General features: G+C 67.4%; 21 protein-coding genes and 1 other RNA gene. 20 read left to right on the top strand and 2 right to left on the bottom strand.

Annotated features, from left to right (window positions below; genetic code table 11):
* Positions 1-91 precede the first annotated feature (91 nt).
* The 20 genes from tal to ACIQ51_RS06555 all read left to right on the top strand — a co-directional run bounded on the left by tal (position 92) and on the right by ACIQ51_RS06555 (position 19,580).
* Positions 92-1,213 (top strand): transaldolase, encoded by a 1,122-nt coding sequence (gene tal, locus ACIQ51_RS06650; RefSeq protein ID WP_396204241.1) that lies wholly within the window; start codon positions 92-94, stop codon positions 1,211-1,213.
* Positions 1,214-1,322: 109 nt separating this feature from the next.
* Positions 1,323-2,750: a pyruvate kinase gene (pyk, locus tag ACIQ51_RS06645; protein WP_396204240.1), complete on the top strand. Its 1,428-nt coding sequence runs from the start codon at positions 1,323-1,325 to the stop codon at positions 2,748-2,750.
* A gap of 61 nt (positions 2,751-2,811) precedes the next feature.
* Complete coding sequence (locus ACIQ51_RS06640) at positions 2,812-3,597, top strand: MBL fold metallo-hydrolase (protein ID WP_396204239.1); 786 nt, start codon at positions 2,812-2,814, stop codon at positions 3,595-3,597.
* A 17-nt stretch (positions 3,598-3,614) separates the two neighbouring features.
* Entirely contained in the window at positions 3,615-5,003 is a 1,389-nt protein-coding gene (locus ACIQ51_RS06635) for a glucose-6-phosphate isomerase (protein ID WP_396204238.1), read from the top strand.
* Between the two features lie 101 nt (positions 5,004-5,104).
* The gene (locus ACIQ51_RS06630) at positions 5,105-6,526 is read left to right on the top strand and encodes a class II fructose-bisphosphate aldolase (protein ID WP_396204237.1); all 1,422 of its coding nucleotides are present in this window, start codon (positions 5,105-5,107) and stop codon (positions 6,524-6,526) included.
* Positions 6,527-6,613: 87 nt separating this feature from the next.
* Positions 6,614-7,141, top strand: a complete 528-nt coding sequence (locus ACIQ51_RS06625) for a YtxH domain-containing protein (RefSeq protein WP_396204236.1) — start codon at positions 6,614-6,616, stop codon at positions 7,139-7,141.
* The gene (locus ACIQ51_RS06620) at positions 7,080-8,087 is read left to right on the top strand and encodes a YihY/virulence factor BrkB family protein (RefSeq protein WP_396204235.1); all 1,008 of its coding nucleotides are present in this window, start codon (positions 7,080-7,082) and stop codon (positions 8,085-8,087) included. The genes ACIQ51_RS06625 and ACIQ51_RS06620 overlap by 62 nt, the downstream gene beginning before the upstream one ends.
* Before the next feature lie 22 nt (positions 8,088-8,109).
* Complete coding sequence (locus ACIQ51_RS06615) at positions 8,110-9,138, top strand: threonine aldolase family protein (protein WP_396204234.1); 1,029 nt, start codon at positions 8,110-8,112, stop codon at positions 9,136-9,138.
* 64 nt (positions 9,139-9,202) lie between these two features.
* Positions 9,203-9,299: signal recognition particle sRNA small type (gene ffs, locus ACIQ51_RS06610), an RNA gene on the top strand.
* Positions 9,300-9,454: 155 nt separating this feature from the next.
* Positions 9,455-11,251, top strand: coding sequence for a DNA polymerase III subunit gamma/tau (dnaX, locus tag ACIQ51_RS06605; RefSeq protein ID WP_396204233.1), 1,797 nt, complete (start codon positions 9,455-9,457; stop codon positions 11,249-11,251).
* 70 nt (positions 11,252-11,321) lie between these two features.
* On the top strand, positions 11,322-11,630 hold the full coding sequence (locus ACIQ51_RS06600; RefSeq protein WP_396204232.1) for a YbaB/EbfC family nucleoid-associated protein: 309 nt from the start codon (positions 11,322-11,324) through the stop codon (positions 11,628-11,630).
* A gap of 23 nt (positions 11,631-11,653) precedes the next feature.
* On the top strand, positions 11,654-12,241 hold the full coding sequence (gene recR, locus ACIQ51_RS06595) for a recombination mediator RecR (RefSeq protein WP_396204231.1): 588 nt from the start codon (positions 11,654-11,656) through the stop codon (positions 12,239-12,241).
* Positions 12,242-12,353: 112 nt separating this feature from the next.
* Positions 12,354-12,890 (top strand): roadblock/LC7 domain-containing protein, encoded by a 537-nt coding sequence (locus ACIQ51_RS06590; protein ID WP_396204230.1) that lies wholly within the window; start codon positions 12,354-12,356, stop codon positions 12,888-12,890.
* A 12-nt stretch (positions 12,891-12,902) separates the two neighbouring features.
* Positions 12,903-13,580 (top strand): GTP-binding protein, encoded by a 678-nt coding sequence (locus tag ACIQ51_RS06585; protein WP_396204229.1) that lies wholly within the window; start codon positions 12,903-12,905, stop codon positions 13,578-13,580.
* 10 nt (positions 13,581-13,590) lie between these two features.
* Positions 13,591-14,262, top strand: coding sequence for a CDP-alcohol phosphatidyltransferase family protein (locus ACIQ51_RS06580; protein ID WP_396204228.1), 672 nt, complete (start codon positions 13,591-13,593; stop codon positions 14,260-14,262).
* Positions 14,263-14,453: 191 nt separating this feature from the next.
* A complete protein-coding gene (locus ACIQ51_RS06575; RefSeq protein ID WP_396204227.1) occupies positions 14,454-15,734 on the top strand; it encodes a competence/damage-inducible protein A in 1,281 nt (426 codons plus the stop codon).
* Positions 15,735-15,929: 195 nt separating this feature from the next.
* Positions 15,930-16,472, top strand: coding sequence for a nucleotide exchange factor GrpE (locus ACIQ51_RS06570; RefSeq protein WP_396204226.1), 543 nt, complete (start codon positions 15,930-15,932; stop codon positions 16,470-16,472).
* Positions 16,473-16,513: 41 nt separating this feature from the next.
* Entirely contained in the window at positions 16,514-17,656 is a 1,143-nt protein-coding gene (locus ACIQ51_RS06565) for a DnaJ C-terminal domain-containing protein (RefSeq protein ID WP_396204225.1), read from the top strand.
* Positions 17,656-18,207, top strand: coding sequence for a hypothetical protein (locus tag ACIQ51_RS06560; protein ID WP_396204224.1), 552 nt, complete (start codon positions 17,656-17,658; stop codon positions 18,205-18,207). The genes ACIQ51_RS06565 and ACIQ51_RS06560 overlap by 1 nt, the downstream gene beginning before the upstream one ends.
* 89 nt (positions 18,208-18,296) lie before the next feature.
* Entirely contained in the window at positions 18,297-19,580 is a 1,284-nt protein-coding gene (locus tag ACIQ51_RS06555; RefSeq protein ID WP_396204223.1) for a dicarboxylate/amino acid:cation symporter, read from the top strand.
* Between the two features lie 3 nt (positions 19,581-19,583).
* On the opposite strand, the gene mnmA is transcribed toward ACIQ51_RS06555, so the two are convergent.
* Together mnmA and ACIQ51_RS06545 are read right to left on the bottom strand one after the other, a co-directional pair.
* The gene (gene mnmA, locus ACIQ51_RS06550; protein ID WP_396204222.1) at positions 19,584-20,738 is read right to left on the bottom strand and encodes a tRNA 2-thiouridine(34) synthase MnmA; all 1,155 of its coding nucleotides are present in this window, start codon (positions 20,736-20,738) and stop codon (positions 19,584-19,586) included.
* Between the two features lie 59 nt (positions 20,739-20,797).
* Positions 20,798-21,701: cysteine desulfurase family protein (locus tag ACIQ51_RS06545; protein WP_396204221.1), on the bottom strand; the 904-nt coding region annotated here is incomplete at its 5' end.

The following is a 21,701-nucleotide window of genomic DNA, read 5'->3' as shown; positions in this document are numbered from 1 at the left end:
GAAACGCGGACCCACTGCTCTCACAGTCCTGGTATGCAGCACATTACCATGCACTGCGGTCCCACACTTCCACGCGCCCTTTCGGTATCCCATGTCTGCTCGTTTGCACGCGCTGCACGCCGCCGGCCAGTCCCTCTGGCTGGACTACATCGATCGCCAGATGCTTTCCAATGGAGACCTGGCGCGACGTATTGCCGAGGATGCCCTCACGGGGATGACCTCCAATCCGACCATCTTCGAGAAGGCGTTGGCGGAAGGCGCGGCCTACGATGCACAGCTGGCCACCGTGGATGCGGCCCTGTCCGATCGCGAGGCCTTTTTCACGCTCGCCACCACGGATGTGCGTCATGCCTGCGATGCCTTCCGCGGCGTGTACGACAAGACGCAGGCGGTTGACGGCTATGTGTCGCTCGAAGTCTCCCCCGACCTCGCGCGCGACGCTGAGGGCACGGTGGCCGAAGCGCGTCGCCTGTGGGCGCTCGTGGACCGGCCCAATCTGATGATCAAGGTGCCGGGCACGATCGAGGGCGCCGATGCCATCCGTCAGCTCATCGCCGACGGCATCAACGTCAACGTGACGCTGCTCTTCGCCGTCGAGGCGCATGCCCGCGTGCTCGAGGCGTACATCGCGGGTCTCGAGCAGCGCGCCGCAGCCAACCTGCCGATCGATCGCATCGCGTCGGTGGCGAGCTTCTTCGTGAGCCGCGTGGACTCCGCCATCGACAAGCAGCTTGGCACCATGGCTGTTGCGTCGCCTGCGCAGGCCGGCACCTTCACTGCACTGCAGGGCAAGGCGGCGATCGCCAACGCGAAGATGGCGTACCGCCTCTTTCAAGCCTCGTTTGCCGGCCCACGCTGGGCTCCGCTCGCCGCCAAGGGCGCGCGGGTGCAGCGTCCGCTGTGGGCGTCGACGAGCACCAAGAACCCCGCCTACCGCGACGTGATCTACGTGGAGGAGCTCATCGGTCCCGACACCGTGAATACCCTGCCGCCCGCCACGCTCGAGGCGTTCCGCGACCACGGTAACGTGCGTGCCTCGGTGACCGAACACGTGGCCGAGGCGGAACGTGCGCTCGCTGCACTCGAGGCGCACGGGGTCTCGCTGCAGGCCGTTACCGATACGCTGCTCGCGGAAGGGCTGGCCTCGTTCGAACAGTCGTTCGTCACGCTGCTCTCTGGGCTGGCGCGCAAGCGCGCAGCGCTGGCGAGCTGATTCCAGCCCGTCGTCGCGCTACTCCCCGTCGCCACCACCACCCCACGTAATGCACAATTCCGGTACCGGCCCCGAACGTGTCGCGTCTCCTGCGGCCACCGGTGAGCACATGACCAGTCCTTTCCGGCGCACCCACGTTCCACGCACCAAGATCGTGGGCACGCTCGGCCCTGCCAGCAACACGGCTGAAGGTATCCGGTCGCTCATCGATGCGGGGCTCGACGTTGCCCGCATCAACTTCTCGCACGGTACGCACGACCAGCACGCGCGCACCATCGGCGTGGTCCGCGACGTGTCCGAGGCGGCAGGGCGCCCGGTGGCAATCCTTGGTGACCTGCAGGGGCCACGCATTCGCATCGGCGTGCTGCCAGCCCCCCGTGAGCTTGAGGTGGGCGGCACCGTGGTACTGGCGCCGGAGGAGGTAGCCAGCGGCGATGAGATTCCGATCACGTACGCGGACCTCTGCCACGACGTGACCACCGGCAATCGCGTGCTCATCAACGACGGGCTCTTCGAGCTCGTCGTCGCCCGTGTGGAGAATCCGCGGGTGTGGTGCACGATCGTGCACGGCGGCACGCTCACCAGCAACAAGGGCATGAACCTGCCCGGCATCGCGGTCTCGGCGCCGTCGCTCACGGAGAAGGATCGCGCCGACCTCGCGTTCGCCATTGAGAACGATCTTGACATGGTCGCCCTCAGCTTCGTGCGTCGCGCGCAGGACATCGAGGAGCTGCGCGCGCTGATCCCCACGTCGATGCTGATCGTCGCCAAGATCGAGAAGGACGTGGCGCTTGAGAATATCGAGGAGATCATTGCGACGACCGACGCGGTGATGGTGGCGCGTGGCGATCTCGGGGTGGAGTTGCCATTCGAGGAGGTGCCGATCGCTCAGAAGACGATCATTGCCACCGCAAACCGCATGGGACGGCCGGTCATCACCGCCACCCAGATGTTGGAATCGATGATCGAGAATCCACGTCCGACGCGCGCGGAGGCCAGCGACGTGGCCAACGCGATTCTCGATGGAACCGATGCGGTGATGCTGTCGGCGGAGACGGCGGCAGGCGCGTATCCGCGCCTCGCGGTGGAAGCGATGCGGCGCATCATTAAGGAGATTGAAACGCACCCGCGCCCGGGCGCGAGTCATCGGGTTGATCGCCGGGTGAACAGTGGCGTGAACACCGAGGAGGCGATTGCCGCGGCCACGGTGGCCGCCGTGCGTATGCTCGATGCGCCGCTGGTGGTGGTCTTCACCAAGAGCGGTTTCACGGCGCGTATCGTGTCGTCGCACCGCCCGAGCGTGCCCATCCTCGCGCTCACCGACGAACCGCGCGTGTGCCGTCAGCTTGCGCTCGTGTGGGGGGTGGTGCCGCGCCTTGTGCCCACGGCACGCGGCTACGACCACATGGTGGCGATGGCGCTCCGCGAAGCGCTCGATCTCAACCTCGTCACCAAGGGAGATCGCGTGCTGGTCACGGCGGGCGTGCCGTTCGACGTACCCGGCACGACCAACCTGCTCAAAGTCGAGACAGTCTGAGTATGGGCTGGCGCATGCTGCGCCTGCTCCCGATGCACGGGTGTCGTCACTGACGGCCCCCGTGCGACTCGTCTTTCTCGGCACGGGCACCAGCTTCGGGGTCCCGCAGATCGGGTGCGCGTGCCGCGTATGCCGCTCAACCGACGCGCGCGACAAGCGGACGCGCTGTGGTGCCGTGGTCGAACTGGGGAACGGCGCCCGCCTGCTGATCGATACGCCTCCCGAGCTGCGGCTGCAACTCGTGGCCAATGATCTGGCCAGCGTGGACGCGGTGCTGTTCACGCATGAACATGCGGATCACATCCACGGCATCGATGATCTGCGCGGCATCACCATCCGCCGCGACGCCCCGCTCCCGCTGTACGGCGAGGCGCCCACGCTGGAAACGCTCACGCGTCGCTTCCCATACATCTTCGACGCCGCGTTCCGGCCGCTGCCTGGCACCACGCGCCCGGAGGCGCACCTCGTGCCCATCACCGCGGGGACACCGTTCGAGGTGTTGGGTACCCCCGTGCTGCCCATTGCGGTACCCCACGGGCGCGCCTCGGTGGTTGGCTATCGAATCGCGGATATGGCCTATATCACCGACGCCAAGACGCTCCCCGACGCCGCGCTGGATGCGGTGCATGGCGTGCACGTGCTGGTACTCAATGCGCTGCTGCGCACACCGCACCCCACGCACCTGTCGGTCTCCGAGGCGGTGGCCATCGCCCAGCGCGTTGGAGCGGCGCGCACGTACCTCACGCATCTCACGCACGACACGTCGCACGCGGACCTCGCCGCCGAACTGCCCCCGGGGATCTTCCCCGCGCACGATGGCCTCGTGGTCGAGCTTCCGGCGCCCTGATAACAGAGCACTGCCCCATGTCACTTTCCTTCGATTTCACCAACATGATGGCCGGTGCGCTGCCACGCGGCGCCGGTATCACCGAAGCGCAGTGGCAGGAGGCCGCACCAGCCTTCGCACGCGCCCACGCCGCTGTGCATGCGCGCGTGCATGACCTCGGGTTCCTTACGCTCGCCACCAACACGGCGCTTCTTGAGCCGTCACTCGCCGTGGCAGCCAGGGCGCGGGGGCGGTTCGACGAGGTGCTCCTCCTCGGCATCGGCGGCTCCTCGTTGGGGCCGATCGCGTTGCGCACCGCGCTCTGCCCCCTACGTTGGAATGAATTGACTACGGAACAGCGCGGCGGGCACCCGCGTCTCCACGTTCTGGACAACGTGGATCCGGCCACCATCGCCACCACCCTCGCGCGCCTCGAGCTGGCACGCACCCTGGTGCTTGTGGTGTCCAAGTCGGGTGGAACGGTCGAGACCATGGCGCAGTACCTCATCGTGCGCGAGGCGCTCGCCACGGCGCTCGGCGAGGACACCGCCCGGGCGCACCTCGTGTTCATCACCGATCCCGAGGTGGGTGCGCTGCGCACGATCGCGCGTGCCGAGGGCATCACGACGGTCGACATCCCAGCCAACGTCGGGGGGCGGTTTTCGGTGCTGTCGCCAGTCGGCATCCTCCCGGCGGCACTCCTTGGCATCGATGTGCAGGCGCTGCTGGCCGGCGCCGCGCACGTGACCGTCGAATCGCAGCACGCTGCCCTCGCGGCGAATCGGGCCGGCGCCTTCGCCGTGTTGCAATGGCTGGCCGATACCCGCCATGGCCGGCGCGTGCACGTCCTCATGCCGTACGCCGACCCGCTGCGTGATCTCGCGTTCTGGTTCGTGCAGTTGTGGGCGGAGTCGCTTGGCAAGACCAAGGCGGACGGCACCTCGGTCGGCCCCACACCGCTGCCGGCGCTCGGGGCTACTGACCAACACGCACAGGTACAGCTCTTCATGGAAGGTCCCCGCGACAAGTCCGTGACGTTCATTGGCGTGAAGGGGCGCCAAGGACAGGGGCCAATCCCCGCCCGTCATGCCGATGTCGCCGAACTCGGATACCTCGGGGGGCATACGCTTGGCGAGCTGATCGATATTGAACAGCGGGCCACCGCGGGCGCCCTCGCCGCGCGTGGGCAGTTCAATGCCACGCTCACCGTGGACACGATCGACGCCTGGCACCTCGGTGCGCTCCTGCAAACCTTCATGCTCGCCACCGCCTACGCGGGTGAGCTCTATGGCATCAACGCCTTCGACCAGCCCGGGGTGGAGCTTGGCAAGCAGTTTGCCTATGCCATGCTCGGCCGTACGGGTAGCGAGGCGGCGCGGGCCGAATGGGACGCCCTCCCCCAACCCGATCCCCGCTGGGCGATGTAACACGGCGCAAGAGGCACACAATTGCTGCCGCTGGTTGCCACCCGCCCCTGGCCGTAGGAAGTTTGACACGTAGGCTGATCCTCCGACTTTAACGCCTCCTCATGTCTGAATCCACGATCTCTTCGGCCACGCTGCTTGGCGGTGCCGTCACTGTTGCCAACGGCGCCGTGCAGGTGCACGACGCGTCGGTTCTCGAGACCGAGCAGTTCGACACGCTCGTCCAGCAGGCCGTCTTCGCCGCCTCCGAAGCCGAGCGCGATTTCGTGCGCTGGGTGATCTGGGAGATCGGACAGCACGTGGGGGTGCGCCCCGCGTCGATCCACGAACTCTACGTGGCACGCGGAGAGGGCAAATGCGGCGGCTTCACTGTGCCGGCCATGAACATCCGTGCCATGTCCTACGACACTGCACGCGCGATCTTCCGCACGGTGAAGAAGCTCGAAGTCGGGGCATTCATCCTCGAGATCGCCCGGTCGGAAATCGCATACACGGATCAGCGCCCCGCCGAATATGTGACCGTGATGCTTGCCTCTGCCCTCCGCGAAGGCTATCGCGGCCCGCTGTTCGTCCAGGGGGATCACTTCCAGGTGAACCACAAGAAGTACGCCGTGGACCCGGTAACGGAGGTGAATGCGGTGAAGGCACTCGTCACCGAGGCGGTGGCTGCGGGCTTCTACAACATCGATGTCGACACCTCCACGCTCGTGGATCTGTCCAAGCCCACGCTGGCTGAGCAGCAGCGCCTCAACTACGAGGTCTGCGTGGACATCACGCGATTCGTACGCGCGGCGGAACCGGCCGGCGTGACGATCTCGATCGGTGGTGAGATCGGCGAAGTGGGCACTGAGAATAGCACGCCCGAGGAACTCGAGGCGTTCATGGAAGGCTTCAACGCGACGCTCGCAGCGCAAGCGCCGGGCATGGCGGGCCTCTCCAAGATCTCCGTGCAGTCGGGGACGTCGCACGGCGGTGTGGTGCTTGCTGACGGCAGCATCGCCGATGTCGCGCTCGACCTCGACACTCTCGAGGTGCTCTCCAAGCTTGGCCGGGACAAGTACGGCATGGCAGGCGCGGTGCAGCACGGCGCCTCCACCCTCCCCGACGCGGCATTCGGCAACTTTCCCAAGCGCGAGACGGCGGAAATTCACCTTGCCACGAACTTCCAGACGATGATGTTCGATCATCTGCCGCAGGCGCTGCTGCAGGAGATCTACGCCTGGCTCGACGTGAACGCCAAGGACGAACGCAAGGCGACCGACAGCGACGCCCAGTTCTACTACAAGACGCGCAAGAAGGCGATTGGTCCGTTCAAGAAGACCCTCTGGGGGCTCCCGGCCGAGCTTCGTGCCAAGCTCGGGGCGGCCTACGACGCCAAGTTCACGTTCCTCTTCACGCAGCTCGGTATTGTTGGGACGAAGAAGTACGTGGAGCAGTTCGTGACCACGCCGGTGCAACATCGCGCCATGCCCACGGCAGCGAGCGCCATCATTGCGGCGCCGGACGACGCGGACCTTTCGGACTGAGTCGGAGTAGGGACATCCCATAGAAGGCCTTGGGCGGCCGCGACCGGCCACGGCCACAATGCCGGACCCACTTCACCGGAGGGGCAGATGGCACGTGACAGCTATGATGATGACCGCGTCGTCGTGATCGAGCGTGACGGCGGCGGGAATGGGGTGGGAATGTTGCTGCTGGGATTGGCCATCGGCGCCGGGGCGGCGTTGCTGTTTGCCCCGGCCAGCGGCGCCGAGACCCGGGCGCGCATATCGCGCGAGGCCAGACGGGCCGGTCGACGGGTCAAAGACATGACGGAGGAGCTCAGCGAGCAGCTCGCCGATCAGGCCGAGCGCGCCCGTTCCGCCGTTGATGAGCGGGTGGGGCGCGCGCGCGGCGCCGTGCACTCGCGCGTGGATGCCGTGAACGAGGCCGTGCACGCTGGGCGAGATGCTGCGCGTCAGGCACGGGCAGACATCGAAAGTGCCGTCGAGAATAGCAAGCGCGTGTATGCCGACAGTCGTCGGGCGTATAGTGCGCATTCGCGTCGTGGCCGGTCGGACGAGCCTGGCCCCGTGACTGATGACCTGCCGCCGCGCGCTGGCGCCGAGGGTGCCGCTGACGGGCGTACGGGCGAGGGTTGAGCCTTGGTGGGACATTCTTCGGCGTGTCTGGAATCAGAGCGCCGAAGACAATGTCCCCTTTCTTGCGGGCGGGCTGGCCTTCAATATCCTGCTCGCGCTCGTGCCGTTCGTGCTGCTGCTCATTTCCGGGCTCTCGTTCCTGCTGGGACGGGAGCCGGTGGAGGCAGCGGCGACCGTCACGGCCCTCGTGGAGCAACTGCTTCCCAACGATGCCCCCAGCGCGAGCGCGCTGCTGCGCGGCATCGTAACGGACGTGCTGAGTACGCGTAGCACTGTCACCATCTATTCGGCGATCGTTTTCGCGTGGTTCTCCACGCGCCTTTTCGGATCGCTACGCAGCGTCCTCGCGCTGATTTTCGACGGGACCGATCGCGGCATCATGGCCGGCAAGGTCTTCGATTTTCTCGCCACGATCGTGGCGACGGTAGCGGTGTCGGTCTACGTCGTGTTCTCGGCGTATCTCGATCTCGCCACCACGCGGGGGTTCGCACTCCTCCGCGGCGTGGGCCTCGCACAGGATGCGATGTCGGGGGTGGAGTACCTGGTGGGTCGCCTGTTGGCGCTCGCTCTCGTGCTCTCGCTGTTCTATGCCCTCTATCGCGGCCTGCCGCGCCGACGTCCCAACGTGCACGTGGCGTTGGTGGCGGCCATCACCGCGACGGTGCTGTTCGAGGCGGCACGCTACGGGTTCGCGAAAATGGTGAGCGCTGCCGATCCCGGGTCGCTGTATACCGGAACGATCGCCGCCGTGGTGGCGGTGGTGTTCTGGACCTACTACAGTGCGTTCCTGTTTCTCATCGGCGGCGAAGTGGCGCAGGCCTACGATCTGCGTCGGCGTGAGCTCGCCGCCTTGCGGAACAGCGAAGCCGCGGAGCACGACGTAAGCTCACGGGTGACGCGCAAGCGCACCGCCCCTGCGTCATCCTCCCCTTCGTCCCGTACCTGACCCCGGCCGTATGTCCGTTGCCATGTCCCTCGATCTCCGCAGCGACACCGTAACCCGTCCGACCGCGGCCATGCGGCAGGCGATGGCCACTGCCGAAGTGGGTGATGATGTGCTCGATGGTGATCCCACCACGCGCCGTCTCGAGGCCTTGGTGGCGGAGCGGCTCGGCAAGGACAAGGCGCTGTTCTTCCCGAGCGGTTCGATGGCCAATCAGGCGGCGATCTGGGTGCACACCACGCCCGGAACAGAGCTGTTGTGCGATGCCGAGGCGCACATCTTCCACTGGGAGATCGCCGCGGTGGCGGGGCTCTGTGGCGTGCAGTGCCGTCCGGTGAAGGGGCAGGGGCCCGTGTTCCGCGCCCCCGACCTGCGCGCGCACATCCGCACGCCCAGTATCCACGCCCCCGAGCCGTCGCTGGTGTGTCTCGAGAACACGCACAACGGCGCCGGTGGCGCCGTCACCTCGCGTGACGACATGGCGGCACTGCAGCAGGTGGCGCGCGAGCATAACCTGCCGGTGCACCTCGATGGCGCGCGGCTTTGGAACGCCGCCACGGCGCTGGGGCTCCCGATGGCCGATCTTGCCGCGTGTGCTGATACGGTCATGGTGAGCTTCTCGAAGGGGCTCGGCGCGCCGGTGGGCGCGTGCCTTGCCGGGCCTGCCGACTTCATCGCGCGCGCGCATCGCGTTCGCAAACGTTTCGGTGGCGGCATGCGACAGAGCGGCATTCTCGCGGCAGCGGCGGTGTACGCCCTCGAGCACCACTATGCCCGTCTCCCTGATGATCACGAGCACGCCAAATCCCTTGCGAACGCCGTGGATGGTATCGCGGGCGTGAAGGTGGTCCCTCCCGACACCAACATTGTGATGATCGACCTCCCCGCGCCGCGCGCCGCCGACGTCGTGGCCCGCGCGGCCGAACGTGGCGTGCGCATCACCATGTGGCATCCGTCGCGTGTGCGGGCCGTGACGCACCTCGACGCGAGTGCTCGGCAGGTGGCCGAGGCGGCGTCGGTGCTGGGGCGGGTGTTTGCCGAGGTCCTGGGGTAACGCCCTCCGAAAACCGTCGATCACCAGTACCACCGGCGGGGGCCTCCGCGTATCTTCCGATTGCTCCGGGTCCCGGAGGGCGCCAGCCCGCCAAATCGGTCAGGACCCCGAAGGTAGCAGCCGCACGTGGTGTCTGACGTCGCTTCGTCAGGCCCGGAGCACTGGCCCGCGAGAGAATCCGCCCTGAGCGCGGAGCTCCGCGGGCTTTTCGTTGGCCGCATCTAGCCGCCGGCCGGCAGCCACCAGGCGCCTCGGCCCTCCCGGGCCTCGGCGAGACGACCCTCCGGCCTCCGGGCGGTTTGAGGTAGATTGGAGCATGTCCCTCGCCCTCGCCCGCAAATACCGCCCCCGGAACTTCGCGACCGTGGCGGTACAGTCCCACGTTGCGAATACCCTCAAGGGGGCCATCGCCCGCGGGAGGGTCGCGCACGGCTATCTGCTGTGTGGTCCCCGCGGGACGGGCAAGACCACGCTCGCGCGTGTTCTCGCGATGGCGCTCAACTGTGAGCGCCGCGGCGAACCGGAGCTCGCCGGCGAGCCCTGCGGTCATTGTCAGAGCTGCCAGCGGATCTGGAGCGGGGCCTCGTCGCTCGATGTCGTCGAGATCGATGCGGCCTCGAACGGTGGTGTCTCTGATGCGCGCGATCTGCGCGAGCGCGCCATGTACGCGCCCTCGGGCGATGACCGCTACAAGGTCTACATCATCGACGAAGCGCACATGCTGTCGCGCGATGCATGGAATGCGCTGCTCAAGGTGCTCGAGGAACCGCCGCCGCGTGTCGTGTTCGTGTTCGCGACCACCGAAGCGCACAAGGTGCTCGGGACGGTGGTGTCGCGCCTGCAGCGCTTCGATCTCAAGCGCATCGGTCCCGCCGAGATCCGGGAGCGGCTTGCCGCCGTGCTCACCGAAGAGGGCATCCCCTTCGAGGCCGACGCGTTGGGGATGATCGCACGCGCCGCCGACGGTGGTCTGCGCGACGCCTTATCGCTCACGGATCAGGTGCTGGCGCTCGGCGACAGCGCGGCTGTCACGCGCGACAATGTCACCGTGGCTCTCGGGCTCGTCCCCGATGAGATCTATCTCGCACTGCTCGATGTGATCCTGGAGCGTCGCGCCGCCGACGTATTCGCACTGGTGCAGCAGCAGGCCGACGCCGGCGTGGATTTCACGCTCCTGCTCGCCGGCTTCGGTCGCCTGCTGCGCGCGTTGTTTGCGGTCGCGATCGGCGGACAGCCGCCGGAGCTCTCGGACACGATGCGCGAGGCGCTCGACGCGAGAAAGACGCGCGTGTCCCAGGGCGATCTGCTGCGCATGCTGCATGCACTGCTTGAGATGGAGCCCATGTACCGGCGCAGCGGACAGCCGCAGCTCTTGCTGGAGACGCTGCTGGTGCGCTTCGCGCTGCTCGACCGGACGGTGGAGCTCGAGGAGGTACTCAAAGGCTTCGGCGCCGGTGGGCATGATGATCCGCCGCTTCGCGTGGCGCACGGGTCCCGCGTGGCCTCGGCGCATGCACTGCCGCCCTCCCCGCCTGCGGCGGTGGCCCCGGCGCTGCCACACTCCGGCGGGGCACCGCTCGCACCATTCGCGCCGCCGCCGCCGTCACGCACGGCCACGCAGCAGGTGGCCGATGCGGCCGCCGCCGCCCAGCGCTCCGCCGCCCGGAGCGCTCCCGTGGCGCCGGCCACACGCAGCAGCGCGCCGCCAACCCTAGAACAGGTGAAGGCCAACTGGAGCGCCGTAGCGGAGACCATTCGCGACAACGGCCGAGGTATGCTGGCGCAGGTGGTCTATCGGCTTGTGCCCATGCAGGTCACACCGCAGGGCGTGCTCACGCTCGGCTATGATCCCGCCGACGACACCTTCTCGGCAGCGGTGGAGGGCGCCCGCGCCGATGTCCTCGCAGCCCTGCAGGCGTCCTTCGCCGGCATTACCAGTGTCACGGTGCAGGCCAGTGGCGCTGCGGCGGCCCTGGTGGCACCCGCAGCGCGTGTGCCCACCAAGCGTCTCACGGCACACGACGTGCAGCAACAGCGCACGGAGCAGATGGCCTCGAAGGATCCGCTCCTCGAAGCGGCGGTGAAGGCGCTGGATCTGGAGTTGTTGGACTGAACGTCGTCCGTCGTCCAGACCACTGTCTGCCTGCACCTTCCCTCGTCACAATCCCGACCCGATAACACCGATGGATATCTTCAAGATGCTGGGCCAGTTCAAGGACATGCAGGCCCGCATGCAGGCCATGCAGGAAGAACTCGGGCAGCGCACCTTCTCGGCGCTGGCCGGCGGTGGCATGGTCAGTGCTGATGTAGACGGCAAGATGCAGCTCAAGCGCATCCAGATCGATCCGTCCATCATGAGCGACAAGGAGATGGTGGAGGACCTGATCGTGGTGGCGGTGGCCGAAGCACAGAAGAAGGCGGCCGAAGCGATGCAGATGGAGCTCAAGAAGGTGACCGGCGGTATCGACCTGCCGTTCCAGCTCCCGTTCTGATTCTGCGCGCGCCGCGCTGACGCGTGTCAGTCATCGACGAACTCACGAGTGAACTGGCGCGGTTGCCTGGCATCGGCCGGAAAACCGCGCTCCGTCTCACGTATCATCTGCTGCGGCAGCCGGCGGGGCAGAGCCGCCGGCTCGCCGAGGCGCTCGTGGCGCTCACGGAGCGCGTGCGCCCGTGCGAACGGTGCCACAACCTCACCGAGTCGCCAGTGTGTCCGCTATGTGCCGATCCGCGTCGCGATCCGGCGCTCCTCTGTGTCGTTGAGGAGGCAAGTGACATTGCCTCGATCGAACGGGCCGGCGAGTATCGAGGGCTATACCATGTGCTGGGTGGACGGCTCTCGCCGCTCGATGGCGTGGGACCGGACGATCTGGCGATCGGCACGCTGCTGGCACGGATCGAGCCTGAGGGGGTGCGCGAGGTCATTCTGGCCACCAATCCGTCGCTCGAGGGAGAGGCTACGGCCCTGTACGTGCAACGTCAGTTGGCGGCGCGTGCCGTACGGGTCACGCGAATCGCCCGGGGATTGCCCGTGGGCGGCGACCTCGAATACGCCGACGGGGTCACGATCGCGCAGGCGTTGGCTGCCCGACGGGAGATGTAACGCCGCGGATCGGGGACCCGCAGTTACCTTCGGGGCCGGCCGAGCGTTGATAGTGGGCGACTCCTCCGTGATCACGTGCAGTGGACGCCGCACACCACCGGCCCCCGTCCTTATGCCCATCGGCGCCGTCACCTGGTCGTTCACCGAGGGCGACTTCGGGGCCATTACGATCACCCTGCAGCGGTTCCTTTACGACGCGAAGGCGCGCAGCGCCCTGCTCGTGGACCGTAGTGGCCAACTCGTGGCCACGGTGGGCGAACCGCCCACCTTCGATGCGACGGCCTTTGCCTCGCTCACGGCGGCCGACTTCAGCGCCAATGACCAGCTGGCCCGCCTCATCGGCGAGAACGACTTTCGCATGCTCTTCCATCAGGGGGAGCGCGAAAGCATGTACCTCGCCGATATCGCACGGCAGGTCATTCTCGTGGTGCTTTTCGATAACCGCACCACCCTTGGCCTCGTGCGGTTGCGCATGAAAACGGCGGTCGACGACCTCACGCGCGTCTTTGAGGGGGTGTTCGCCCGTGGCCATACCCGGGGCGACCCCCGTGGCGGCACCCGTGACGGCACCCGTGACGGCACCCGCGATGCGGCGCCGCCGGGTATCCTGGCCGGTGCCGACGACGAGATCGACCGCTTGTTTCAGTAACGGGCTGCGCCGATGTCGATGATCAACTACGCGTCGCGCGAGATCAACTGCAAAATCGTGTTTTACGGTCCGGGGCTTGGCGGCAAGACGACCAATCTCGAGTACGTCTACGGCAAGGTCTCGCCGAGTACACGGGGGAAGCTGATTTCACTCGCCACCGAGACGGAACGCACACTCTTCTTCGACTTTTTGCCGGTCGATCTGGGGACCATTCGCGGCTTCAAGACCCGCTTTCACCTCTACACGGTGCCGGGGCAGGTCTACTACAATGCGTCGCGAAAGCTCATCTTGAAGGGAGTGGACGGCGTGGTGTTCGTGGCCGACTCGCAGGCGGAGCGGGCGGAGGCGAATCTCGAGTCCATGCAGAACCTGTATGACAACATGGCGGCGTATGGGTACGACCTCACGCGCATGCCCTTCGTCATCCAGTACAACAAACGCGATCTTCCCAACGCGGCGCCGATGGCTGACCTGCAGGCCATGCTGAACCCGGGGTGGGAAGTGACGGATCCGTCGCGGATGCGTCCGCTGGCAGATCCGTTCCGCCCCGGCGAGTTTCTGGTGAGCCAGCTGCCCACCGGGGAGTGGGTGGAGCGCGTGCCGTATTTCGAAGCGGTCGCAGTCACCGGTGACGGGGTCTTCGACACACTCAAAGCCGTCTCCAAGCTGGTGCTCAAGACACTGGCGTAGCCCTTCTCCCGTGAACCTTCCGAACGCAATCACCGTGGGCCGCATTGCCCTCACGCCCCTGATTGCGTGGTTGCCGTTCACGACGTCGTGGAGCGCGCGCCTGGTGGCCTTTGTGCTCTTTCTGGTGGCCGCGATTACCGACTACTGGGACGGCCATCTCGCGCGCTCGCGCAATCTGGTCACGGACCTTGGTCGCCTGCTCGACCCCCTCGCCGACAAGCTGCTGCTGCTGGCTACGCTCGTGCCGATGTACCTGTTGCAGCAACACGCGGACCTCGTGGTGGCGCATGGGGGCCATGCGGACAGCCCGTTTCTCTTCGAGCTGCCCTTCGGCCGCGTGAGCCTCCCGCTCTGGATCGTGCTGGTGGTACTGGGGCGCGAGGCCTTCATGACCGTCTTCCGGCAGGTGGCGGCGCGCCGCGGCCTCGTCATTGCCGCCATCGGCCCCGCCAAGTGGAAGACCACCTTCCAGAGCATCTGGCTCGGCGCCGCCTACTTCTGGTTCTTTGCCAGCACGCTCGCCGAGCACCGTCAGTGGGTGGGCGCTCGCGAATGGCAGGCCTTCGCCTGGTTCAACGGCTTCGTGGGCGTGGTGAGCATGACGGCGGCGGTGGGGCTCACGCTGTACTCGCTGTGGCTCTACCTGCGGCGATATGGCGGCCAGGTGCTTCGGACGGACTGAGGGGCGCTGGCGGCACGGCCATGCCGGGGCCGACGTCCCGACGCAGCTGCATTGCGGCGTCTACGATGGATGCCGAGATGTCCGAGTGGAGAGGATTGAGCGCCATGGCCTTCAGGCGACCGAGCGGCGTCACTCGCACGTCACCTCCGTGCCTCCCCATCGCCGTGCCGTCTCCCCCTAGATTACGGGGTATGGACTTGGAGATCGTGACCATCGGCGACGAGCTGCTGCTCGGCTTCACCATCGACACCAATGCCGCGCATCTCGCGCGGGAGCTCGCTGCACTCGGCGTGCGCATCGTACGTCGCGCCACGTGTGGTGACGATGCCGAGAGCATCAAGGCCGCTGTGCAGGAAGCCCTCGAGCGCACCGGTGCGGTGATCACGACCGGTGGCCTTGGCCCCACCGCCGACGATATGACCAAGCCCGCAATCGCGTCGATCTTCGGCACGGGCATGGTGATGGATCACGATATCCTCACCGCGTTGCGCGATCGCTGGCGCGCGCGCTTCAATCACGAGCTGCCGCTGAGCAATGAGCAGCAGGCGATGGTGCCGGAGCACTGCACCATTCTCCCCAATCGCCACGGGAGCGCGCCGGGTATCTGGCTCGAAGACGCGCGGCAGCGATGGGTCGCCATGTTGCCCGGCGTTCCACGTGAAATGCGTGGCATGCTCGCCGATACGATCATCCCGCGCCTCCGAGATCGTCTGCCGAGCAGCGGACGCGTGATTCGGAGCCGCACCCTGCGCACGGCCAATATTGCCGAATCGGCGCTCGCCGATCGGCTGGGCGACCTCGCGCGCGGCGTGAATGGCCTGAGCCTCGCATATCTCCCTGGTAGCGACGGCGTAGACCTGCGGCTCACCAGCTGGGATCGCGATGCACACGAGGCAGAGCAGGTACTTGCTGAGGCTGCCACGCAGCTGCGCGCGCGCGTCGGACCATTCGTGTACGGCGAAGGCGACGACGATCTCGCCGCGATCATGCTGGCCGAGTGTGCGGCGCGCAACGCGACGATCGCCGTGGCCGAGAGCTGCACCGGTGGCCTGCTCGGCATGCGCCTGACCGCCATCCCCGGATCCAGTCGCACGGTGCTGGGTGGCACCATCGCCTACGCCAACGAGGTCAAGATCCGCGAGCTGGGCGTACCGGCCGAGGTGATCGCCGAGCATGGAGCGGTAAGCCACGAGGTGGCGCGCGCCATGGCCACGGGGGCGCGGCTCCGCTTCGGCAGTACCATCGGCCTGGGCATCACCGGCATTGCCGGCCCCGACGGCGGCACGCCCGAGAAGCCCGTGGGTACGGTGTGGGTGGGGGTCGACATCGACGGCGACGTGCACGCCGTCCGTGCCGTGTTGCCGGGCGACCGGCACGAGATTCGCTGGCGTGCGGCACAGCTGGCGCTGGATCGACTGCGCAAGGCCTTTGCCCGCGACACCGAGAGTGCCGCATGGACCGCCCGCGGCTGACCCAATCGGCGGACGCCGCTTGAGCGTGGCGCCGTTCTTCCAGATGTTTGGAGACGTGCCAATCCGACGGGTACCGGTCGATGGCCGGTAACCTTTGCGCGGCCCGATCCGTAGGGGCCGACGCGATCAGACATCAACCGTGGCGCGTGCGGCCCTGCCGGCCGTGCCGCCCGCTGTTCACCGCTGGACCATCCCATGAGTGAGCCCATGTCGAACGACGACGCGACGACCGAATCCCTTCCCCAAGCGGACGGGCAGGACACCGTGCCCGCCGCGGAGGCGATAGACGAGCGCCAGCGCGAGCTCGATGAGCTGAAAGACAAGCACCTGCGTCTGGCGGCGGAGTTCGAAAACTTCCGCCGTCGCGCTGTGAAGGAACGCCAGGAAGCCGGCTGGCGGGCGCAGGGTGACCTCGTGCGCGGCATCATGGACGCGATCGACGACATCACCCGCTTCGCACACGTGGACCCCGCCACCGTCGATGCCAAGGCCGTCGTGGACGGCGTGGGCATGGTGGAGAAGAAGCTCTTCAAGTCACTTGCCGGGCATGGCTTCGAAGTCGTGGACCCGACCGGGCATGCGTTCGATCCCAACCTGCACGAAGCCGTCACCACCACGCCTGCCGGTGTGGCGGAGGAAGACGGCACCGTGGCCGCCTGCTTCCAGGCAGGCTACGTGATCAACGGACACGTGCTGCGCCCCGCGCGCGTGGTTGTGAAGCAGTGGACCGGCGCCTGAGCTGACCGCTCCGGCGCCCCAGAGAGGCCTCAACGCACAGCATGGCCAACGGCACCGACTACTACGCGGTCATCGGGGTCTCGTCGTCCGCTACGGCCGACGAGATCAAGAAGCAGTACCGGCGACTCGCCAAGCAGTACCATCCCGACACGAACCAGAACGATCCCAAGGCGGCCGACCGCTTCAAGGAGATCTCTGAGGCGTACAACGTCCTCGGAGACGCCGAGAAGCGAAAGCAGTACGACGACATGCGTCGCCTCGGCGCGTTCGGCGGGTTCGCGGGGGGCGCGCGCGCGTCGCGCCCGGGAGCCGGCGGGGCGCGGGGGCCGGGACAGGCCGGTGCCGGGTCGTTCACGGATTTCGATGTGGGCGGGATTGGCGGCCTGGGTGATCTCTTCTCCAGCATGTTCGGTGCGGGCGCCACGCCCGGTGCACGCGGGGGCGCCCGTCGTGGCGCCCCCGAGAAGGGGCAGACCGTCGAGCAGACCATCGTCGTGCCCTTTCGCATAGCCGCGACCGGCGGCAAGGTGCCGGTGGAGCTCGAGGTCAACGAGGAGTGCGTGATGTGCCGTGGCAGCGGCGCGGCCCCCGGCGCACAGATCCGGCCCTGCGGCGAGTGCTCGGGCCGCGGCGTGATCTCCTTCGGTCAGGGGAGCTTTGCCGTCAACCGGCCGTGCCCGGTGTGCGTGGGTCGGGGCAGCGTGCCTTCGGAACGTTGCGGCGCATGCCGTGGTACCGGAGAAGCACGGGCACGTCGCACCGTGAGCATCGCGGTGCCGGCGGGCGCCGAGTCGGGGACGAAGGTGCGGTTGCGCGGGCAGGGCGGGAAGGGGGCCGCCGGTGGGCAGGCCGGCGATCTGGTCATCACGTTCGAGGTGCAGTCGGACCGCTTCTACAAGCGCGAGGGGCTCGATCTCATCGCGATCGTGCCCATCAACGTGGCGCAGGCCACGCTGGGCTCGCGCATCAGCGTGAAAACCCTCGACGCCAAGAAGGTGGCCATCCGCATCCCGCCCGGGACGTCGGCGGGGCGCCGCTTCAAGGTGACGGGGCAGGGGATCGAGAAGGACGGCAAGCGTGGCGATCTGCTCGTGGAAGTGACCATCACCGTACCGGAGAGCCTCAGCGAGGCACAGGAGAAGGCGATGCGCGAATTCGCGGACGCGAGCGGGTTGAAGTACTGATGCGCGCCACGCGTGCGGTCGTGTTTGGCGGTGCGGCGCTCCTCGCGGTGGCGCTGTGGCCCATCATGCCGGCCGCCTTGCCGGCGCAGGTTCCGGTGCCGGTTTCCCCGGCCCGGGCGCTTGGCGACAGCACCCCGCGCGCACCAGGCACGCGCTGGCAGTTCGATCAGTGCATGGGCGGGCTCACCTACGGCGCGCCGCTCAAGTGGGCGCTGAGCTACGGCATGGGGTGGGTGCGCGAAAGCGAGCAGCGCGGCTGGTGCTTCCTCGGCGCGGCCAAGATGGGCTTCGGCGGGGCAAGCTTCAACGTGGGGCTCGCCAATTCGCTCGGCCACTGGGGGAGCGGGGTGGCGCTCACCGCCGGGGTGCTGCGCACCTTCAATGATCCCTTGGGCGCCCTCGCCAAACGGACCTACGTAGGCGGCAACCTGCACGTGTGGCCGCTCCTCGCCCTCGGCGGCGACGTGGGCTATTACGTGCCGATCGGCCGCGACGCGCCGGACACGAAGGGGAAGGGGCTTCTGGTGTGGTCCACGGGCTTCGGGTTCTGAACGACTGAACCGGTGCGGCCTCGGCTCCCCCAGCAGCCCGAGGCCGCGCGAGATGGCGTAGGCGTGTCCCACGGACTAGGTTCGCGCGGATGAACGACCTCACCCCTCATCGGTCGCCGCTGCGCTCCACCGGCGTGCAGGTCACCCTCGGCCTGGTCGCCGGTCTCGCGCTCGGTATGCTGCTCTCGCGTGAGACCTCGCCGTCGGCGTTCACGACGGCGTTCATGCCGGTACTCGATACTATCGGGACGGCATGGATCAACGCCGTGCGCATGACCGTCATTCCGCTGGTCGTACCGCTGCTGATCGTGGGCGTGGCGGGCGGTGAGGATCTCCGGGCTACAGGCACGGTGGGCGCCAAGGCCTTCGGCTGGATGCTCCTGCTGCTGGTGGCCTGCGCGGCGCTCTCCACGATCGTGTCGCCGCTGTGGTTCGATACGCTCACGCTCGACGCCGAGGCCACGGCGCGCCTGCGTGCGACGGCGAAAATCGACGTGCCCACTGCCGATGCGCTGTCGATCCGCACGTTCATCCTGTCCCTTATCCCGCTCAACCCCGTCAAGGCGGCAGCCGACGGTACCTTGCTGCCGGTTGTGCTCTTTACGCTGCTGTACGCCTTCGCGCTTGGTCAGGTCGGGGACGGACCGCGCGTTGCGCAGCTGGCGTTCTGGCGCGGCATGGCCGACACGATGCTCGTCGTGGTACGCTGGATGCTTGCCCTCGGTGGCCTCGGCATCTTTGCGCTCGCGGCGGTGCTGGGGCAGAAGCTCGGTGCCAACGTACTCGGTGCGATCGGCTTCTATTTCATGGTCAACATCGTCCTGCACCTGATTGCCGTCGTGGCGATCTACGTGTTCATCGCGGTGAACGGGCGTGTCCCGGTCCGGCAGTTCCTGCGCGCGCTGGTTCCGGCGAGCGTGGTGGGGATGGGTACGCGCAGTTCGCTCGCGAGCCTCCCCGCCATGGTAAAGGGCGCGACCGATGTGCTGGCGCTGCCGCCCACGGCGACGGGGTTCGTCCTCCCACTCTGTGCGAGCGTGTTCAAGCTCACCAGTGCGATCTACTGGCCGGTGGGAGCGCTGTTCATCGCGAAACTGTATGGCATTGATCTCTCCACGGCCAACCTGCTCCTCGTATCCGCGTCCAGCATCGTGCTGAACTTCAGCACGCCGGGTATCCCGAGCGGCGGTATGCTGCTGCAAGTGCCGCTGTATGCGAGCATCGGGCTCCCCGTCGAAGGCATTGGCATCCTCATCGCGCTCGACACCCTCCCCGACATGTTCAAAACGCTGCTCAATGTGACCAGCGACATGATGGTGGCGGTGATGACGACGGCGCAGGGTGGGGGCGCCGAGCGCGCGCCTGTCGGTTAACCCTCAGCCAGCCAGCAGCGGCAGCCTTCGCGATGGCGCCGCGCGCATGCCGCGCTCGATTACACCACCGCCGAGTACCAGCTCGCCATCGTAGATGACGAGTGACTGCCCCGGGCTGATCGCCTGAATCGGTTCTTCGAGCGCGAGTTCAATGGCGTCGCCATCGCATCGCACGATCGTAGCCGGTGATGCCTTCGCGCGGTTACGAACCTGCACCTGTACGGCGTCACCCACCGAGGGGGCATCGTACAGCCAGTTGAGTTCACGTGCCTCGAGGCCGCGCCCCAACAGTGTCTCGCGCGGGCCGATCACCACGGCGCGCTCCGCGGGTATGATCTCCACCACGAACATCGGGGCGCCGAAGCCGCCGGGCAGTCCCTTGCGCTGACCGATCGTGAATCGCGCGAACCCGTCGTGCTCTCCCACCACGGTGCCGTTCTCGAGGCGGATGGGCCCGTGCTGGAGCGCCGGCGCGTCGGTGCCGAGGTGCTCGCGGATCACGCGCACATGATCGCCATCCGGCACGAAGCAGATGTCCTGGCTTTCGATCTTCTCGGCCGTGCGCAGTCCGAAGCGCCGAGCGATTTCGCGCGTCTCCGCCTTGGTCTGCCCGCCGATCGGCAGCACGAGCCGCTGCAGTACGGGCCGGTCGATGCCCCACAGGAAGTAGCTCTGGTCCTTGGCGGGGTCGAGGCCGCGCAGCATCACCGCGTGGTCCCCCACGCGCCCCATGCGCGCATAATGCCCCGTGGCAAGCCAGCGCGCATCGATCGCGTCGGCCTTGTCGAGCAGGTCGCGGAACTTCGTAAACGTGTTGCAGCGCACACATGGAATGGGCGTGCGGCCGCGCGCGTACTCCTGCACGAAGTCGTCGAGCACGTCGTGCCCGAAGTGATCCACGAGATTGGTCACGTAGTGCGGGATGCCGAGCGTCTCGCACACCCGGCGCGCGTCGCTCGTGGCATCGAGCGAGCAGCAGGGACGATCCGGCACCTCGGCTCCGTCACCGTGCAGCTTCATCGTCACCCCCACCACGTCGCAGCCCGCGTCTACGAGCAGCGCCGCGGCCACGCTTGAGTCCACGCCGCCGCTCATCGCCACGAGGACGCGGTCGCCCTTTTGCGGCGTGAATGCCGTCGAGAGTTCTTGGGTGGACATGACGTTCAGGGAGGGGGGAGCGGGGCGCAGGAAGCCGGAGGCTTCGTGCCCGCACGTGCCTAGAAGTCGACGATGGCGAACGCGGGGGCCGCCTTGGGGACGCGGACCTTCTCTGCGAGCGTGGCAAGCACGTCCACCGTGCGCGTCACACACTCTGGGGTGCTGAGGCATCCCAGCGACAAGCGCAGCGCCGCGTTGGCGAGTTCGCCGGGGACGCCCATCGCGCTCAGGACGTGGCTTGCCGATACACTGCCGCTCTGACAGGCCGATCCCGCGCTGCACGCGATGCCGCGCAGGTCGAGGGCCATCAGCATCGACTCACTGCTGGTGCCAGGGATCGACACATTCACCACGTGCGCGGCACGCGGCGCGCCTTCGGCGTGAATGACCACGTCGGGGATTCGCTCGCGCAGCCCCTGCTCGAGCGCCGTGCGCAGCCCCATGAGCCGCGTATGCTCCGCGTGGTATTCCGCGAGCACGAGCTCGGCCGCGGTCGCGAGCCCCACCGCAAAGGCCACGTTCTCCGTACCGGGGCGGCGGCCACGCTCCTGCGAACCGCCGTGCGCGAGTGGCTCGAGCGGGGTGTCGCGGCGGATGTACAGGGCGCCGATCCCCTTGGGGGCGCCGATCTTGTGTCCCGAGATGGTGAGCAGGTCGAACGGCTGCGTGCGCGCATCGACCGTGACCTTGCCGAATGCCTGCACGCCATCGGTGTGGAACACCGCGCCGACCGCCTTGGCCTGTGCGGCGAGCGCGGGGATGTTCTGAATCACCCCCACTTCGTTGTTCACCCACATCACGCTGGCCACGGCCACGCGCTCGTCGAGCAGGCTTGCGAAGTGGTTGGTGTCGACCACGCCGGTGGCATGCACGCGCACGAGGCGCTCCTCGCCGCCTTCGTGCACCACGTGGTGCACCGCGGCAAGCACGGCCTTGTGCTCGATCGGCGTCGTGATCGCGGCG

This window comes from Gemmatimonas sp. (assembly GCF_044344655.1).
In the GTDB taxonomy this organism is placed as follows: Bacteria; Gemmatimonadota; Gemmatimonadetes; order Gemmatimonadales; family Gemmatimonadaceae; genus Gemmatimonas.
The sequence above is the reverse complement of the archived record's forward strand: the minus strand, read 5'-3'. Positions and strand labels throughout refer to the sequence as shown.

What these genes read in the sequence shown, in the direction of transcription:
- tal (WP_396204241.1), top strand. Translation starts at nt 92, where the DNA reads ATGTCTGCTCGTTTGCACGCGCTGCACGCCGCCGGCCAGTCCCTCTGG.
- pyk (WP_396204240.1), top strand. Translation starts at nt 1,323, where the DNA reads ATGACCAGTCCTTTCCGGCGCACCCACGTTCCACGCACCAAGATCGTG.
- ACIQ51_RS06635 (WP_396204238.1), top strand. Translation starts at nt 3,615, where the DNA reads ATGTCACTTTCCTTCGATTTCACCAACATGATGGCCGGTGCGCTGCCA.
- ACIQ51_RS06630 (WP_396204237.1), top strand. Translation starts at nt 5,105, where the DNA reads ATGTCTGAATCCACGATCTCTTCGGCCACGCTGCTTGGCGGTGCCGTC.
- ACIQ51_RS06625 (WP_396204236.1), top strand. Translation starts at nt 6,614, where the DNA reads ATGGCACGTGACAGCTATGATGATGACCGCGTCGTCGTGATCGAGCGT.
- ACIQ51_RS06620 (WP_396204235.1), top strand. Translation starts at nt 7,080, where the DNA reads ATGACCTGCCGCCGCGCGCTGGCGCCGAGGGTGCCGCTGACGGGCGTA.
- ACIQ51_RS06615 (WP_396204234.1), top strand. Translation starts at nt 8,110, where the DNA reads ATGTCCCTCGATCTCCGCAGCGACACCGTAACCCGTCCGACCGCGGCC.
- dnaX (WP_396204233.1), top strand. Translation starts at nt 9,455, where the DNA reads ATGTCCCTCGCCCTCGCCCGCAAATACCGCCCCCGGAACTTCGCGACC.
- ACIQ51_RS06600 (WP_396204232.1), top strand. Translation starts at nt 11,322, where the DNA reads ATGGATATCTTCAAGATGCTGGGCCAGTTCAAGGACATGCAGGCCCGC.
- ACIQ51_RS06590 (WP_396204230.1), top strand. Translation starts at nt 12,354, where the DNA reads ATGCCCATCGGCGCCGTCACCTGGTCGTTCACCGAGGGCGACTTCGGG.
- ACIQ51_RS06585 (WP_396204229.1), top strand. Translation starts at nt 12,903, where the DNA reads ATGTCGATGATCAACTACGCGTCGCGCGAGATCAACTGCAAAATCGTG.
- ACIQ51_RS06575 (WP_396204227.1), top strand. Translation starts at nt 14,454, where the DNA reads ATGGACTTGGAGATCGTGACCATCGGCGACGAGCTGCTGCTCGGCTTC.
- ACIQ51_RS06570 (WP_396204226.1), top strand. Translation starts at nt 15,930, where the DNA reads ATGAGTGAGCCCATGTCGAACGACGACGCGACGACCGAATCCCTTCCC.
- ACIQ51_RS06565 (WP_396204225.1), top strand. Translation starts at nt 16,514, where the DNA reads ATGGCCAACGGCACCGACTACTACGCGGTCATCGGGGTCTCGTCGTCC.
- ACIQ51_RS06560 (WP_396204224.1), top strand. Translation starts at nt 17,656, where the DNA reads ATGCGCGCCACGCGTGCGGTCGTGTTTGGCGGTGCGGCGCTCCTCGCG.
- ACIQ51_RS06555 (WP_396204223.1), top strand. Translation starts at nt 18,297, where the DNA reads ATGAACGACCTCACCCCTCATCGGTCGCCGCTGCGCTCCACCGGCGTG.
- mnmA (WP_396204222.1), bottom strand. Translation starts at nt 20,738, where the DNA reads ATGTCCACCCAAGAACTCTCGACGGCATTCACGCCGCAAAAGGGCGAC.